The 14,944-nt window shown below is 74.5% G+C and carries 17 protein-coding genes and 1 riboswitch; of the genes, 16 read left to right on the forward strand and 1 reads right to left on the reverse strand.

Annotated features, from left to right (window positions below; all coding sequences use genetic code 11):
* The 10 genes from EUA98_RS12050 to EUA98_RS12095 all read left to right on the forward strand — a co-directional run.
* The coding region (locus tag EUA98_RS12050; RefSeq protein ID WP_242511436.1) for an RsmB/NOP family class I SAM-dependent RNA methyltransferase at positions 1 to 1,512 on the forward strand (1,512 nt) is incomplete at its 5' end.
* Positions 1,513 to 1,785: 273 nt separating this feature from the next.
* Entirely contained in the window at positions 1,786 to 2,454 is a 669-nt protein-coding gene (gene rpe, locus EUA98_RS12055; RefSeq protein ID WP_130102939.1) for a ribulose-phosphate 3-epimerase, read from the forward strand.
* Between the two features lie 277 nt (positions 2,455 to 2,731).
* Positions 2,732 to 2,873: riboswitch (FMN riboswitch) on the forward strand.
* A gap of 103 nt (positions 2,874 to 2,976) precedes the next feature.
* Positions 2,977 to 4,110 carry a bifunctional diaminohydroxyphosphoribosylaminopyrimidine deaminase/5-amino-6-(5-phosphoribosylamino)uracil reductase RibD gene (ribD, locus tag EUA98_RS12060; RefSeq protein ID WP_242511437.1) on the forward strand — a complete coding sequence of 378 codons (1,134 nt, stop codon included), beginning with the start codon at positions 2,977 to 2,979 and terminating at the stop codon, positions 4,108 to 4,110.
* Positions 4,110 to 4,730: a riboflavin synthase gene (locus EUA98_RS12065; protein ID WP_130102940.1), complete on the forward strand. Its 621-nt coding sequence runs from the start codon at positions 4,110 to 4,112 to the stop codon at positions 4,728 to 4,730. Before ribD ends, EUA98_RS12065 begins: the two co-directional genes overlap by 1 nt.
* The gene (gene ribA, locus EUA98_RS12070; RefSeq protein ID WP_130102941.1) at positions 4,727 to 6,082 is read left to right on the forward strand and encodes a GTP cyclohydrolase II; all 1,356 of its coding nucleotides are present in this window, start codon (positions 4,727 to 4,729) and stop codon (positions 6,080 to 6,082) included. The genes EUA98_RS12065 and ribA overlap by 4 nt, the downstream gene beginning before the upstream one ends.
* Positions 6,079 to 6,546, forward strand: coding sequence for a 6,7-dimethyl-8-ribityllumazine synthase (gene ribH / locus EUA98_RS12075; RefSeq protein WP_130102942.1), 468 nt, complete (start codon positions 6,079 to 6,081; stop codon positions 6,544 to 6,546). Before ribA ends, ribH begins: the two co-directional genes overlap by 4 nt.
* A complete protein-coding gene (gene pnuC / locus EUA98_RS12080; RefSeq protein WP_207219073.1) occupies positions 6,546 to 7,241 on the forward strand; it encodes a nicotinamide riboside transporter PnuC in 696 nt (231 codons plus the stop codon). Before ribH ends, pnuC begins: the two co-directional genes overlap by 1 nt.
* 57 nt (positions 7,242 to 7,298) lie before the next feature.
* The gene (locus EUA98_RS12085; RefSeq protein WP_130102943.1) at positions 7,299 to 7,562 is read left to right on the forward strand and encodes a phosphoribosyl-ATP diphosphatase; all 264 of its coding nucleotides are present in this window, start codon (positions 7,299 to 7,301) and stop codon (positions 7,560 to 7,562) included.
* Positions 7,563 to 7,677: 115 nt separating this feature from the next.
* On the forward strand, positions 7,678 to 8,523 hold the full coding sequence (gene hisG, locus EUA98_RS12090; RefSeq protein WP_130102982.1) for an ATP phosphoribosyltransferase: 846 nt from the start codon (positions 7,678 to 7,680) through the stop codon (positions 8,521 to 8,523).
* A gap of 2 nt (positions 8,524 to 8,525) precedes the next feature.
* On the forward strand, positions 8,526 to 8,990 hold the full coding sequence (locus EUA98_RS12095) for a PH domain-containing protein (protein WP_242511438.1): 465 nt from the start codon (positions 8,526 to 8,528) through the stop codon (positions 8,988 to 8,990).
* Between the two features lie 20 nt (positions 8,991 to 9,010).
* On the opposite strand, the gene EUA98_RS12100 is transcribed toward EUA98_RS12095, so the two are convergent.
* On the reverse strand, positions 9,011 to 10,216 hold the full coding sequence (locus EUA98_RS12100; RefSeq protein ID WP_130102944.1) for a DUF3866 family protein: 1,206 nt from the start codon (positions 10,214 to 10,216) through the stop codon (positions 9,011 to 9,013).
* Positions 10,217 to 10,269: 53 nt separating this feature from the next.
* Between EUA98_RS12100 and EUA98_RS12105 the strand changes: the two genes are divergently transcribed.
* The 6 genes from EUA98_RS12105 (at position 10,270) to EUA98_RS12130 (ending at position 14,922) form a co-directional block, all read left to right on the forward strand.
* Positions 10,270 to 11,439: a helix-turn-helix transcriptional regulator gene (locus tag EUA98_RS12105; RefSeq protein WP_130102945.1), complete on the forward strand. Its 1,170-nt coding sequence runs from the start codon at positions 10,270 to 10,272 to the stop codon at positions 11,437 to 11,439.
* Complete coding sequence (locus tag EUA98_RS12110; protein WP_130102946.1) at positions 11,432 to 12,433, forward strand: helix-turn-helix transcriptional regulator; 1,002 nt, start codon at positions 11,432 to 11,434, stop codon at positions 12,431 to 12,433. The genes EUA98_RS12105 and EUA98_RS12110 overlap by 8 nt, the downstream gene beginning before the upstream one ends.
* A 4-nt stretch (positions 12,434 to 12,437) precedes the next feature.
* Positions 12,438 to 12,761, forward strand: coding sequence for a hypothetical protein (locus tag EUA98_RS12115; protein ID WP_130102947.1), 324 nt, complete (start codon positions 12,438 to 12,440; stop codon positions 12,759 to 12,761).
* A gap of 85 nt (positions 12,762 to 12,846) precedes the next feature.
* On the forward strand, positions 12,847 to 13,170 hold the full coding sequence (gene tatA, locus EUA98_RS12120) for a Sec-independent protein translocase subunit TatA (RefSeq protein ID WP_130102948.1): 324 nt from the start codon (positions 12,847 to 12,849) through the stop codon (positions 13,168 to 13,170).
* 7 nt (positions 13,171 to 13,177) lie between these two features.
* The gene (gene tatC / locus EUA98_RS12125; protein WP_350339496.1) at positions 13,178 to 14,011 is read left to right on the forward strand and encodes a twin-arginine translocase subunit TatC; all 834 of its coding nucleotides are present in this window, start codon (positions 13,178 to 13,180) and stop codon (positions 14,009 to 14,011) included.
* Positions 14,008 to 14,922 (forward strand): diacylglycerol/lipid kinase family protein, encoded by a 915-nt coding sequence (locus EUA98_RS12130; protein WP_130102949.1) that lies wholly within the window; start codon positions 14,008 to 14,010, stop codon positions 14,920 to 14,922. Before tatC ends, EUA98_RS12130 begins: the two co-directional genes overlap by 4 nt.
* Positions 14,923 to 14,944: the final 22 nt, after the last annotated feature.

Below are 14,944 nucleotides of genomic sequence, written 5' to 3' on the forward strand. Positions count from 1 at the left end.
CGCGACAGCCGCGGGCGCGAGCGGGGCGCGGCCCGCGCATCCGGCCAGGGCCACCACACCGCGGCCGCGCCGGCCGACCGCCGTCGCGGGACGGACCTCGCGCGCAACGCCGCGTTCGACGTGCTGCGTGACGTCGACGAGTCGGACTCCTACGCCAACCTCGTCCTGCCGCCGCTGCTGCGGGACCGAGGGATCTCCGGCCGCGACGCGGCGTTCGCCACCGAGCTCGCCTACGGGACGCTCCGGCTGCGCGGCCGGTACGACGCGATCATCGAGATCTGTGCGGCCCGCACGCTCGACAAGATCGAGGCGCCCGTGCTCGACCTGCTGCGCCTCGGCGCGCACCAGCTGCTCGGCATGCGGGTCCCGGCGCACGCCGCGGTCTCGGAGACCGTCGGGCTGGCGCGCGAGCGCACCGGCGTCGGCAGCGGACAGTTCGTCAACGCCGTGCTGCGCTCGGTCGGGCGCGAGTCGCTCGAGACCTGGCTCGAGCGCATCGGCGAGGTCGCCGACCCGGCCGGGACCGACGTCGTCGCCCGCCTGGCCGTGACCGAGAGCCACCCGGCGTGGGTCGCCCGGGCGATGCGCGAGGCGCTGGTCGGCAACGGTCGGTCCGCCGAGGAGCTCGGCGACCTGCTGCGCGCCGACAACCTCGCACCCCAGGTCACGCTCGTGGCCCGGCCGGGGCTGATCCGCACCGGTGACCTGGTCGAGGAGACCCGCGGGGCCGGGACGCGTGGGCACTGGACGCCGACCGCCGTCGTGCTCAGCGGCGGCGACCCGGGGGTCATCCCCGCGGTGCGTGACTGCCGGGCCGGCGTGCAGGACGAGGCCAGCCAGCTGGTCGCCCTCGCCCTGACCGTGGCGCCGCTGCTCGGCGAGAGCGACTCCCGGTGGCTGGACCTGTGCGCGGGCCCGGGCGGGAAGGCCGCGCTGCTGGGCGCCGTCGCGCACGAGCGCGGAGCCCGACTCGTCGCCAACGAGGTGACCCCGCACCGGGTGCGCCTGGTCGAGCACGCCCTGGCGGCGCTGCCGCGCGACACCATCGAGGAGATCCGCACCGGGGACGGGCGGATCGTCGGGCAGGACGAGCCGGGCAGCTACGACCGCGTGCTGGTCGACGCGCCGTGCACGGGGCTGGGTGCCCTGCGTCGACGGCCGGAGGCCCGCTGGCGACGGACGCCGTCGGACCTGGCGCAGCTCGGCACACTGCAGCGGGAGCTGCTGACGTCGGCGCTGACCGCCGTGCGACCGGGCGGCGTCGTCGCCTACGTCACCTGCTCGCCGCACCTGGCCGAGACCCAGCTCGTGATCAAGGACGTGCTGCGCAAGCGGGCCGACGTCGAGGTGATCGACGCGCGCCCCGCGGTGCGCCGGATCGCCGGCCAGAACATCCCGCTCGGTGACCGGCCGGACATCCAGCTCTGGCCGCACGTGCACGGCACCGACGCGATGCACCTCACGCTCCTGCGGCGCGCCCTCGAGGGAACCGCCGTCGACGAAGCGGTCTAGCCGCCGCGTAGCAAGTCTCGGCCGGCCGGCCGGCGCGGGTCGGCGCATGGTTGGCGTGGGCCGGCGCGGGTCGGCGGTGCTGACAGCCGCGCGTGGGACAGGTGTGTTCCACGGGGTGAGTGCGACGCCTCACCCTCCCCACCCGCACCAGAAGTCACAGACGCGGCTGTCCGCACCGGTCGGTCGCGCCGCGCGGCGGGCGTGGCCGGGGACGGGGGTGCGACCGGGCGGGCGTGGCCGGGGACGGGCGACCGGTCCCAGTACGGTGGGCGCATGGCCGCCCTGATCAACCCGAGCATCCTGTCCGCCGACTTCGCCAACCTCGAACGCGATCTGGCGGCCATCGGGACCGCGGACTACGCGCACGTCGACGTCATGGACAACCACTTCGTGCCGAACCTGACCCTCGGGCTCCCGCTGGTCTCGCGGCTCGTCGAGGTCTCGCCGATACCCATCGACGTGCACCTGATGATCGAGGACCCGGATCGGTGGGCGCCCGGCTTCGCGGAGGCCGGGGCGGCGTCGGTCACCTTTCACGCCGAGGCCGCGCGGGCGCCCGTACGGCTGGCCCGTGAGCTGCGGCGCCTCGGCGCGCGCGCGGGACTCGCGCTGAAGCCTGCGACCCCGGTCGAACCGTTCCTCGACCTGCTGTCCGAGATCGACATGCTGCTCGTGATGACGGTGGAGCCCGGGTTCGGGGGCCAGTCGTTCATCGAGGGCACGCTGCCGAAGATTCGTCGGGCGCGTGCGGCGATCAGCGAAGCGGGCCTCGACGTATGGGTCCAGGTCGACGGCGGCGTCTCGCGCAGCACCATCGAGCGGATCGCGGACGCCGGCGCGAACGTGTTCGTCGCCGGCTCGGCCGTCTACGGCGCGGCGAGCATCCCGGCGGAGATCGACACCCTGCGCGCCCTCGCGAACGCCTCGACCCATCGCCACTGACCCACTTCTCAGAGCAGTCCGCGCGGACCCCGCACCGGATCCGCTGAGAACTGCGCTGAGACCGGAGCGGTCGGGCGGACGGGACCGACCGGAGCGGAGCGGGCGGACCGGAGCGGGCGGACCGGAGCGGAGCGGTCGGGCGAACCGGAGCGGCCCGGAGCGGAGCGGTCCGGCGGAACGGACCCGAGCGGGCGACGATCGGCCGGACCGGAGCGGCCCGGGCGGAACGTCCGGGGGAGTTGACAACCCGCTGTGGCATGATCGAGGGCAAGAACACACACGTGCTCCGGGGTCGGTGCAATTCCGAGCCGGCGGTGACAGTCCGCGACCCGCGCAAGACCCTCTCGAGGGTGGAGCGCGGTTGACCTGGTGAAACTCCGGGACCGACGGTGAAAGTCCGGATGGGAGGAAGTACGTGGCGGTGTGCTCGGCCTCGGCCGTCGCACCGTGGCTTCGCGGGCTCCAACGAGCCCCGCGCCGCCCATCCGTCCCCGGAGCCGTCTCAGGCACTCCGGAGGTGGCATGGCCAGGCAGTCCGCACACTCGTACGGCGCATCACCCCGGACGATGCCGTCCGAGCGCGCCGCCATGGACCGTGCCCTCGAGCTCGCCCGCCGCGGTCCCGCGTTCGGTCCCAATCCCCGCGTCGGCTGCGTGCTGCTCGGCGCCCCCGACCGTGGGCTGACCGGCCCGGTCGACGGCGATCTCCGGGTGCTCGCCGAGGGCTGGCACGAGGGCGCGGGGACCGCGCACGCCGAGGCCGCCGCCCTCGCCAGCGCGTTCGGCGCCGGGGTCGACGTGCGCGGCGCGACGGCGGTCGTCACCCTCGAACCCTGCAACCATACCGGCCGGACCGGGCCATGCGCCCAGGCCCTGCTCGACGCCGGGATCGCCCGCGTCGTGGTGGCGGTGCCCGACCCGAACCCGCAGGCGGCCGGGGGAGCGGAGCACCTGCGCACGGGCGGTGTCGACGTCGCGGTCGGCGTCGGCCAGGCACAGGGGCGCGCGCTGCTGCAGCACTGGCTCGCCGCGGTCGACCGCGCCCGGCCGTTCGTCACACTCAAGCTCGCCGTCAGCATCGACGGGCGCATCGCCGCCGCCGACGGTTCGAGCCGCTGGATCACCTCGGAGGTGGCCCGCCAGCACGCCCACGGCCTGCGCGCCGAGGTCGATGCGATCGCGGTGGGCACCGGCACCGTCGCCGCGGACGACCCGTCCCTCACCGCCCGGAACGCGGCCGGCGGACTGACCGGGCACCAGCCGCTGCGGGTCGTCGTCGGGCACCGCGAGGTCCCGGCCGGGGCGCGGCTGCGCGGCCCGGGCGGCGAGCTGGTGCACCTGCGCACGCACGACGTCGCCGCGGTGCTGGCCGCGCTGCACGAGCGCGAGGTCCGCCACCTGCTCGTCGAGGGCGGCCCCATGCTCGCCACGGCGTTCCTGCGCGGGGGGTTCGTCGACGAGCTGTACACCTACGTCGCGCCCGTGCTGCTCGGGACGGGGTTGACCGCCGTCGGCGACCTCGGCGTCGGTTCGATCGGCGAGGCGCTGCGCTTCGTCCCGCGAGAACCCGTACCGCTGGGACCGGACGTCCTGATCGTGTCCACCCCGGTGCGGGCCTCGCGCGCACCGGCCACCACCACCGAGGAGTCGCGCTGATGTTCACAGGGATCGTCGAAGAGGTCGGCCGAGTGGTCGCGATCGACGCCGCGGCCGACGGCTCGGCCGACGGCGACGCGCGGCTGACGGTCCGGGGGCCGCTTGTCACCTCCGACGCCGCCCGGGGGGACTCGATCGCGGTCGCCGGGGTGTGCCTCACGGTCGCGGACCTCGCCGACGGCACGTTCACGGCGGACGTCATGCCGGAGTCGCTGCGGCGCACGGCGCTCGGCTCGCTCGTGGCCGGCAGCCCGGTGAACCTCGAACGCGCCGTGCGCGCCGACGGGCGGCTGGGCGGTCACGTCGTGCAGGGGCACGTGGACGGCGTCGGCCGGATCGTGAGCCGCGAGCCCGGTGCGCGCTGGGACGACCTCGTGGTGTCGATGCCGATCGAGCTCGCCGGGTACGTCGCCGAAAAGGGGTCGATCACCGTCAGCGGGGTCTCCCTCACCGTCACGCACGTCGGTCCGGACACCTTCGGCGTGAGCCTCATCCCGACCACTCTCGCCGCCACGACGCTCGGCACCCTCGCCGTCGGCGACCCCGTCAACCTGGAGGTGGACGTCATCGCAAAATACGTCGAACGACTGCTCGTGACCGGAACGGTGGCCCAGCGATGAACGCGCCGTTGGATCCCGCGGAGATCGGGCTCGACCCCGAGCAGATCCACCTCGGCACCGTCGAGGAAGCCCTCGAGGCGCTGCGGCAGGGTCGCCCGGTCCTGGTCGCGGACTCGCCCGACCGGGAGAACGAGGCGGACGTGATCCTCGCCGCCGGTTCGGCGACCGAGGACTGGGTCGCCTGGACCATCCGGCACTCGTCCGGGTACCTGTGCGCGCCGATGACCGTGGAACGCGCCGACGCGCTCGAGCTGCCGCTGATGGTGCCGCGCAGCGAGGACCCGCGGCGCACGGCGTACACCGTGACGGTCGACGCCTCCCGCGGCGTGACCACCGGCATCTCCGCGCACGACCGGGCCCGCACGCTGCGGGTGCTGGCCGATCCGGCGTCGGGCGCCGTCGATCTCATCCGTCCCGGCCACGTGCTGCCGCTGCGCGCGGTCCCGGGTGGCGTGCTGCACCGCGCGGGGCACACGGAGGCGGCCGTGGACCTGTGCCGCCTGGCCGGGCTGGCGGAGGTCGCGGGCATCGCGGAGCTGGTGAACGACGACGGCTCGATGATGCGGCTCCCGCAGGTGGCTGCCGTCGCCGAGCGCACCGGCCTGGTGCTGCTCACGATCGCCGACCTGATCGTGTGGCGGCGCGCGCACAACGACCTGCCGCCCACCGTCGAGGTCGACGCCGCCGCGCGGATACCGCGGGTGCACGGCGGCAGCAGCGCGACCCTGCCCACCCGGCACGGCGAGTTCCGCGTCCACGGCTACCGCGACCTGCGCACCGGCGCCGACCACCTCGCGCTCGTCTCCACGCACCCGCTCGGAGACGCCCCTATCGTCCGCGTGCACTCCGAGTGCCTCACCGGGGACGCGTTCGGGTCGTTGCGCTGCGACTGCGGACCCCAGCTCGAGGCGTCGATGGAACGCGCGGCGGCCGAGGGCGGCGTCGTCGTCTATCTGCGCGGGCACGAGGGACGGGGCATCGGGCTGCTGTCGAAGATCGAGGCCTACGCGCTCCAGGACGCGGGGCGCGACACCGTGCAGGCGAACCTCGACCTCGGCTGGCCGGCCGACCGGCGCGAGTACGGCGCCGCCGCGGCGATCCTGGCCGACCTCGGCGTGCACCGCCTGCGGCTGCTCGCCAACAACCCCGCCAAGGCCCTCGGGCTGCGCGCCCACGGGCTGGACGTCATCGAGGTGATCCCGCTCGAGGTGGGTCGCACGCCCGAGAACGCCGCGTACCTGCACACCAAGGTCGACCAGATGGGCCACGTGCTCACGCGTCCGACGACCGCACCGCACGGCATCCCCGCCGTTCCCGCCACCCCCGTCCGCACCCAGGAGACCCCCGCATGAGCGGTACCGGAGCACCCACGAGCCACGTCGACGGGACGGGGCTACGCGTCACGATCGTCGCGGCGAGCTGGCACACCGTGGTGATGGACGGCCTGCTGGCCGGTGCCCGCCGGGCGCTGGCCGAGGCGGGCGTGACGGACGTCCGCGAGGTGCGCGTGCCGGGTTCGTTCGAGCTCCCGGTGGCCGCCTCCCGCGCCGCGCACCACGGGGCCGACGCCGTCGTCGCGCTCGGCGTCGTGATCCGGGGCGGCACCCCGCACTTCGACTACATCTGCGCCGCCGCGACCCAGGGCCTGTCCGACGTCGCGCTGCGCTCGGGTGTGCCGGTCGGTTTCGGCCTGCTCACCTGCGACGACGAGGCGCAGGCCCTCGACCGGGCCGGGCTGCCCGGCTCGCACGAGGACAAGGGGGCCGAGGCCGCCCAGGCCGCCGTCGCGACCGTCGTCGCCCTCCGGGGGATCTGATGGGGCTGCTCGGCTGGCTGTTCGACGCGCAGGTCACCATCGCCGGGCACCCGATCCTGTGGCGCGAGATCATCGGCAACCTGTTCGGCCTGGCCTCGGCGATCGGGGGGATGCGACGCCAGATCTGGGCGTGGCCGGTCGGGATCACCGCCAACGTGCTGCTGTTCACCGTCTTCCTGGGCGGAGTGTTCAGCACCCCGCAGGCGGTCGACCTGTACGGGCAGGCCGGGCGACAGGTCTTCTTCATCGTCGTCTCGGTCTACGGCTGGGTTCAGTGGCGCCGCACCCGGCAGGCCAGCGGGGGAGAGGGGCCTGCGGTGATCCCGCGCTGGGCCGGCCGGACCGGCTGGATCCAGATCGGCACGGTCGCGGTCGTCGGGACGGTCGTCTTCGCCTACATCTTCCGGGCCCTCGACTCCTACGGGCCCTGGGCGGATGCCTGGATTTTCACCGGCAGCCTGCTCGCCACCTACGGGATGGCCCGCGGCTGGACCGAGTTCTGGCTGATCTGGATCGCGGTCGACGCCGTCGGGGTGCCGCTGCTGCTGCGCGCCGGGTACTACCCGTCCGCGGTGCTGTACCTGGTGTACGCCGTCGTCGTGGCGTACGGCTTCACGGTGTGGTTGCGGGCGCAGCGGGCCGAGCGTCCGTCGATCGACCCGGCGGCCGAATCATCGCCCGCGGCGGTGGGCTGACGGATGGCCCCGGCCGGCCGCGCTGGGCCGCCTGCCGCGGCGTCTAAACTCGGGGCCGTGAAAACGTTCGAGTCGCTGTTCGCCGAGCTGGCCGACAAGGCCGCTACCCGCCCGACCGGGTCCCGCACGGTTGCCGAGCTGGATGCCGGCGTGCATTCCATCGGCAAGAAGGTCGTCGAGGAGGCCGCCGAGGTCTGGATGGCCGCCGAGCATGAGGGGCGCGACCGCACGGCCGAGGAGATCTCGCAGCTGCTCTACCACCTGCAGGTCATGATGATCGCGAGCGACCTCACCCTCGAGGACGTCTACCGCTTCCTGTAAGACCTTCGTCAACGCGCTGCCCGCCCGGCCGCTCGGCCCGGTGGGCGCGTGACCCGCGCGATCCGCCCCTCGGGGCGCTCGCTCCCGTCCGTCACCGTTCTTCGTGAGGATCCTCGTGTTCCGCATCGCCGTACCGAACAAGGGCTCCCTGTCGGAGCCCGCCGTCACCATGCTCAAAGAGGCCGGCTACCGCCAGCGTCGCGACCCGCGTGAGCTCGTGCTGCAGGATCCCGACAACGACGTCGAGTTCTTCTTCCTGCGCCCGCGGGACATCGCGGTCTACGTCGGGTCGGGCACGGTCGACGCCGGGATCACCGGCCGGGACCTGCTGCTCGACTCCGGGGCGGACGCGGTCGAGCACCTGCCGCTCGGCTTCGCCGGGTCGACCTTCCGGTTCGCGGCGCCGCCGGCGCGCGTGGGGTCGATCGAGCAGATCCAGGGCCTGCGCCTGGCCACGTCCTACCCCGTGCTCGTGACCGACCACCTCGCCGCGCACGGGGTGACGGCCAAGGTCGTCCGCCTCGACGGCGCGGTCGAGTCGGCCGTCCAGCTGGGCATCGCCGACGTCGTGGCCGACGTCGTGTCCACCGGGACGACCCTGCGCGGCGCCGGGCTCGAGGTGTTCGGCGATCCGATCCTCGTGTCCGAGGCGGTGCTGATCCGCCCGCGTGCGAGCGAGGTGACCAGCGGGCTCGACACCCTCATGCGCCGCCTGCAGGGCGTGCTCGTCGCCCAGCAGTACGTCCTGATGGACTACGACGTGCCGGTCGACCAGGTCGACCGGGCGATCGCCATCACCCCCGGCCTCGAGTCGCCGACGGTGTCGCCGCTGCACAACCGCGACTGGGCGGCGGTGCGGGCGATGGTGCCCCGCGACCAGACCAACCGGATGATGGACGACCTGTACGACGTCGGCGCGCGCGCCATCCTGGTCACCTCGATCCACGCCTGCCGGCTCTGACGGTGCCCGCCGACCCGCGCGACGCGGCCCGGCGCGCGCTGCACGCGCCGTTCCGGCCGCGGCTCGCGCGGGTCGTGGCGCTCGTTCTCGGGGTCGTCGTCGCGGTGGCGACACCGGCGCTCGTGCTGACGATCCCCGGCGAGTACGGCGTTCCCGACCTGGTCGGGTTCGCGCTGGTCGGCGGGGCGATCGTCTGGTTCTGCTGGCGTCAGGCCGGGGTGCGCGCGCAGGTCGACGAGCACGGGATCGCGGTCCGCAACCTCATGCTCTCGCGCCGGGTCGAGTGGGCCGAGGTCGTCTCGGTCCGGTTCGGCCAGGGCCGTCCCTGGGTTCAGCTCGACCTGGCCGACGGCGACACGCTCGCCGTGATGGGCATCCAGCGGGCCGACGGCGACTTCGCCGCGGCGGAGGCGAGCCGGCTCGCGACCCTGGTCGCGCTGCACACCCGCACGGCCCAGAACGACTGACCGCCCCAGCAGGCGCGCCGCTACAGCAGGCGAGCAGCGTGGACGCCGGCGGCCGCGGCGGTGAGGAAGGCGGCCGGGTCCTGGGCGAGCCCGCGCCCCATCGTGGACAGCCGGACCGGTGAGGCGGCGAGCGCAGCGAGCAACGCGGACCCGGCCTCGACCGGGACCAGCCGGTGCCGCCCGACCGGCGTGCCGAGGGCGAGGGATTGCTGGTGCACCCGCGCGCCGAGCGCATCGAGCGACCCGCTCTCGAGCGGGGGGACGCCGTCGCTGTCTGCGAGGCCCTCGAACGGGCCGGGCTCGAACACCGGCACGACGACGTCGGCGGGCAGCAGCGCGACCCGCCCGTAGGCGGTCAGGGAGTGGTGCGAGATCCCGAGGTGCCGGTCGCGCAGGTCCGCCCCGGACACCCGCAGGGCCGCGACCGGTCGGCCGCCCAGGACGCCGACGGCGTTGATCGCCTCACCCGCGGCCACCCCGGAAAAGCCCCACCGCGTGCCCGTGCCGAGGTTCCCGGGCCCCTGGGTGACGACCACGAGATCGGCGCCGACGACGAGCCGGGCCGCGAGCAGCGCGGTGTGCACCGTGACAGCCTCGAGGTCCCCGCCGAACGCCTGCCCGGCGGTGAGGCAGGAGGCGATCCAGCCCGCGGCCCGCAGACCGGCGACGGTCCGCGAGAACCAGGCCGGCAGGGCGCCGCCGTCGGTCAGGACGTAGGCGATCTTCGGGGCGGGTCGCCCGGCGAGCGCGGCGGCGTGCCGAGCGCCGGCGATGATGGCGGGCAGGGCCGAGTGCAGGTCGGCGACCACGACGGGCATCCCGGCGAGGTCGTCGGCGTCGCGCAACGTCGCGTGGTGGGCGGACTCCTGCTCGTCCACGCCCAGCACGAGCGCCTGCAGCGGCGTGTAACGCGCCTTGACGAGGTGGCCCGGACCCGGGGCGGGGTCGGGCGGCGGTGCGTCCGGAAGGGCCACGACGAGCGCGTACCCGCCCGTGCCGAGCCCCCGGGCCAGCGCCGAGACGTTCAGCAGCACCCGGTCCCCGACCGCCGGGTCGCCGACCAGGCTGGGGTAGGCCAGCGCGCGGACCTCGGTCCCCGCGGGCAGGACCACCGGTTCCGCCGCGTCGTCGGCCCCCGGCGCGCCCTCCAGCCGGACCTGCACCTCGACGGCTCCGGTCCACGCCGCACCGCGGGACACCACCACTCCTGCTCGCCACGTGATCACCCGGCCACGCTACCGGCCGGCGCGGGCCCGCCCGGCCACTACCGTGGTGCCCGATGCCTGATCACCTGCACCCCGCCGAGCGGCTGCTCAACCTCGTCATCGCCCTGGTCAACACGGCCGGTCGCCTGACCAAGGAGCAGATCCGCACCACCGTCGCGGGATACGCCGACGCCTCCACCCCTGATGCCTTCGAGCGCATGTTCGAACGGGACAAGGACACCCTGCGCGAGCTGGGGATCCCGATCCTCACGGTGGCCGGGAGCGGGCACAGCGACGACGTCGGCTACCGCATCGACCAGGAGGCGTACGCACTGCGGGCGGTCGAGCTGACCGCGGCCGAGCTCGGGGTGCTGTCGCTCGCGGCGGGGTTCTGGCAGGACAAGTCCCTGCGCACCGACGCGCAGCGCGCCCTGACCAAGCTGCGCGCGGTCGCCGCGGAGCCCGGCGGCACCGACCTGGTGGCGGGGCTCGCGCCGCGGGTGCGGGCCGCGGGGGAGGCGTTCGGGCCGCTGCTCGACGCCGTCCAGGCGCGGCAGGCGGTCCGGTTCACCTACCGGGCGGCCAACACCGGCGAGGTGGGGGAGCGCACCGTCGAGCCGTGGCGGCTGCTCGCCCGCGGCGGCGGCTGGTACGTCGTCGGGCGCGACCGGGACCGCGACGCCCCCCGCTCGTTCCGGCTGAGCCGGCTCGAGGGCGCCGTCCGTCCCGTGGGTGCCCCCGGGTCGTACGCGATCCCGACCGATCTCGACGCCGCGGCCGTGCTCTCCGGCCGACCGGCCGACCCGGTGCGGATCGCCACCCTCGCGCTGCGTCCCGAGCGGGCCAGCGCGCTGCGGGCCCGCGCGGTCTCGTCCGAGCCCACCGCCACCGCCACCGCCCCCACCGCCACCGCCCCCACCGCCCTTGCCACCGAGACCGCCGCCGACGCCATCGGCCTGGCACCCGAAGCCCGCGCGACCGCACTGGCCGATCGCGACGTGGTGCAGATCCCGTTCACCTCGACCACGGACCTGGCCGACGAGGTCGCCGGCTACGCCGACGCCGTCGTCGTCCTCGCGCCGCACGACCTGCGCGCGGCGGTCCTGCAGCGGCTGCGCGCCGCCGCAGCGCTCGACGTCGCGGCACTCGACGTCGCCGCGCCCGATTCCGCCGTGCCCGACACGGCCGCGCTCGCCTTGCCCGCACCGCTGGAGACCCCCGAGACCGGAGATGCTCGTGGCTGAGAAGGCGAGCGACCGGCTCCTGCGCATGCTCGGCATGATCACCTACCTCGACCGGCACGCCGGCGTGCCCCTCGAGCAGCTGGCGGACCAGTTCGGGGTGAGCACGCACCAGGTGGTCGAGGACATCGACACGCTGTGGGTCACCGGCACGCCCGGGTACTGGCCGCACGACCTCATCGACTTCGACGCCGCGTCCTACGACGAGGGCGTGGTGCGCCTGGTGGAGTCCCGCGGGATGACGAGCCCGCTGCGGCTCGGCACCCGCGAGGCCGTGGCGCTGATCGCGGCATTGCGAGCCATGCGCGCGGTGCTGCCCCCCGGCCTGGACGCGGGCCGCACGGCGGTGCTCACCTCGGCCCTCGACAAGCTCACGGCCGCGACCGGCGAGGCGGCCGCCGCCGTCGACGTCCGGTTGGCGGTCGAGGGCGCGCCCGTGGTGCTCGCAGCACTCGGCGAGGCCGTCGTGCGCGGGCTGCGGCTGCGGCTGCGGTACGTCACCGCGGCCGACGTCACCAGCGTGCGCGACGTCGACCCGATCCGACTGCTCACCGAGGACCAGCACTCCTACCTCCAGGCCTGGTGCCACCGGGCGCGCGACGAGCGCCTGTTCCGGGTCGACCGGATCCTGGCGGCCGAGGTGCTCGACACCCCCGCGGCCACCCATCAGGTGAGCGCGCACACGGCGACGTTCGCCCCCGACCCCGACGACGAGCTGGTCACCCTCGAGCTCGCCAGTCGGGCCCGATGGATCGCCGAGCAGGTCCCGGTCGAACGCGTCGAGAACCTGCCCGACGGCGACTTCCGCGTCGCGCTGCGGGTGGCGGACCCTGCGTGGCTGCGCCACCTGCTGCTGCGCGTGGCCGACGACGTCCGCTCGGTCACCCCGGCGCGGGTGGCGGCGGATGCGGCCCAGGCGGCCCGCACCGCCCTGGCCGCCTACGCCGAGCTCGGTCCGTTCGAGGGCCTGACCGACGCCCGCAGCCCGCTAACCTGACCGCATGCTCTGGTTCACGGTCTGGTCGGTCCTCGTGCTCGCCACGCTCGGCGGCGGGTTCCTGCTCGGGCGTGACCTGTGGCGCAAGGGCAAGGCGCTGCTGGTCGAGGTCGGCCGCGCCGGGGATCTGGCCAGCACCTTCGCGGTCCGCACGGACGAGCTCACCGCCGCGGGGCAGCAGCTCGCCGTGACGCACGACCTGTTCACCGTCCGCGCCGTCCCGCTCGCCCGCCGCGCCGAGCTGCGCGCGGCACGGGACCGTCGGCGGGCGGTGCGCCAGCAGCGCCACGACCAGACGATCGCGCAGTGGCGCGGGTACTGTCGCTGAACCGAGCACATGCGCCTTCGACGGCCGGGATCGTTCACGGCCGCAGAGATACGATGGCCCCAGTGCCAAGACAAGGATGGTCGTCATGCCAAACCTGAAGCCGATGGAGATCCTCCTCATCGTGCTCGTCGTCCTGCTGCTCTTCGGGGCGAAGCGCCTGCCGGACCTCGCCCGGAGCGTCGGGAAGTCGATGAAGATCCTCAAGTCCGAGGTCAAGGACCTGAACGACGACGACCATCCGACCGCGGCCGCTCCGACGTCCGCCGCTCCGCCTGCCTCCGCCCCGGCCCCCGTCGCACCGGCGCCCGTCGCGTACACCCCGCCGCCGACCGCGCCGCCCGCCGTCGCGTACACCGAGCCCGTGACGCCCGCACAGCCGGCGGACGACAACGACCGTAAGCAGGTCTGAGCCGGAAGTGAACGCACGCCCCACCCGGCAGCGCAAGGACGCCGCAGGCCGGATGCCTCTTCGTGCGCACTTGATCGAGCTGCGCAAGCGCCTCGGCCTCGCCGCGATCGGGCTCGTGATCGGCTCGATCGCCGGGTGGATCGTCTATCCGACGGTGTTCGCGATCCTGCAGGCACCGGTCGTGGACCTCAACTCCGAGCGCGGCCAGCTGATCGCGCTGAACTTCAGCGGCGTGCTGTCGGCGTTCGACATGCAGCTCAAGGTGTCGTTGTTCGTCGGGGTGCTGATCTCCAGCCCGTGGTGGGTCTACCAGCTCTGGGCGTTCATCACCCCCGGCCTGACCCGGCGCGAGCGGCTGGTCACGGTCGGCTTCCTGGGTGCGGCCGTTCCGCTGTTCCTCACCGGGGCGTTCCTCGCCTGGTGGCTCCTTCCCAAGGCGGTCGGGGTCCTCACCGGGTTCACCCCCGCGGACTCGACCAACCTCATCTCCGCGCAGGAGTACCTCACCTTCGTGATGCGGATGGTGCTCGCGTTCGGCGCGGGCTTCCTGCTGCCGGTGATCATGGTCGGGCTGACCAAGGTCGGCATCGTCGCCGGACGCACCTGGCTCGGGGGCTGGCGGGTCGCCGTGCTGCTGTCGTTCGTGTTCGGTGCGGTCGCGACGCCCACGGGCGACGCGATCTCCATGCTCGTGCTCGCGGTCCCGATCACGACCCTGTACTTCATCGCGGTCGGGATCACGCTCCACCTCGACCGACGCGCGGCCAAGCGGGCCCGGGCTGCGGACCTGGCCGACGGGCTCGCCGACGACGACCTCGCCGCCGGCGCGGACGACGCGTGAGCCATCTCGGTGTCGTGATCAACCCGACGGCTGGTCGAGGGCGAGGCGCCGACGTCGGATCCGCCGTGCTCGCGGCGCTCCGCCGGCGCGGCCACACGATCGAGGACCTGTCGGCGCCCACCCTGGCCGAGGCCACCGCCCGCGCCCGGCACGCGGCAGTGGCCGGTCTGGACGCGATCGTCGTCGTCGGCGGGGACGGCATGTCGCACCTGGGGGCGAACGTCGTCGCCGACACGGACCTCCCGCTCGGGATCGTCGCGGCCGGCACCGGCAACGACGTCTCGCGCGCCCTGGGGCTCCCGCAGTCGGACGTCGCGGCGTCGGTGCGCGCCATCGAGCACGGGCTGACGGACGGGCCCCGGCGGATCGACGCGGTGAGCGCCGGCCCGCCCGACTACAGCGCGCGGGAGTGGTTCCTCGGCGTGCTGTCGTGCGGGTTCGACGCCGCCGTGAACGCCCGCGCGAACACGATGACCTGGCCGCGGGGGAGTGCACGGTACGTGCGCGCGGTCGCGGCCGAGCTCGGCGGGTTCACGCCCTACGGCTACAAGGTCACGCTGGACGACGCCGTCTGGGAGTCCGCGGGCACCCTGGTGGCCGTCGCGAACTCGTCGGTCTTCGGCGGTGGGATCCGGATCGCGCCGGACGCCGTGATGGACGACGGGCTGCTCGACGTCGTCGTCGGTGGGCCGTTCACCAAGCTCGGCGTCGTCCGGATCTTCCCCGGGATGTACGCCGGCCGGCACGTCCGTCACCCCGCGGTGCAGGTGTTCCGGTCCCGCTCGGTCCTCATCGAGTCGGACCTGCGCCTGGGCGGCCTGCCCCCGGCCGCGTTCGCCGACGGCGAGCGCCTCGGCCCGCTCCCGCTGCGCGCCGAGATCCACCCCGGCGCCCTCGCCGTCCTCGCCTGACCCGGGTCGGGGTGTTCCGGCG

Source organism: Pengzhenrongella frigida (assembly GCF_004168625.1).
GTDB lineage: Bacteria > Actinomycetota > Actinomycetes > Actinomycetales > Cellulomonadaceae > Pengzhenrongella > Pengzhenrongella frigida.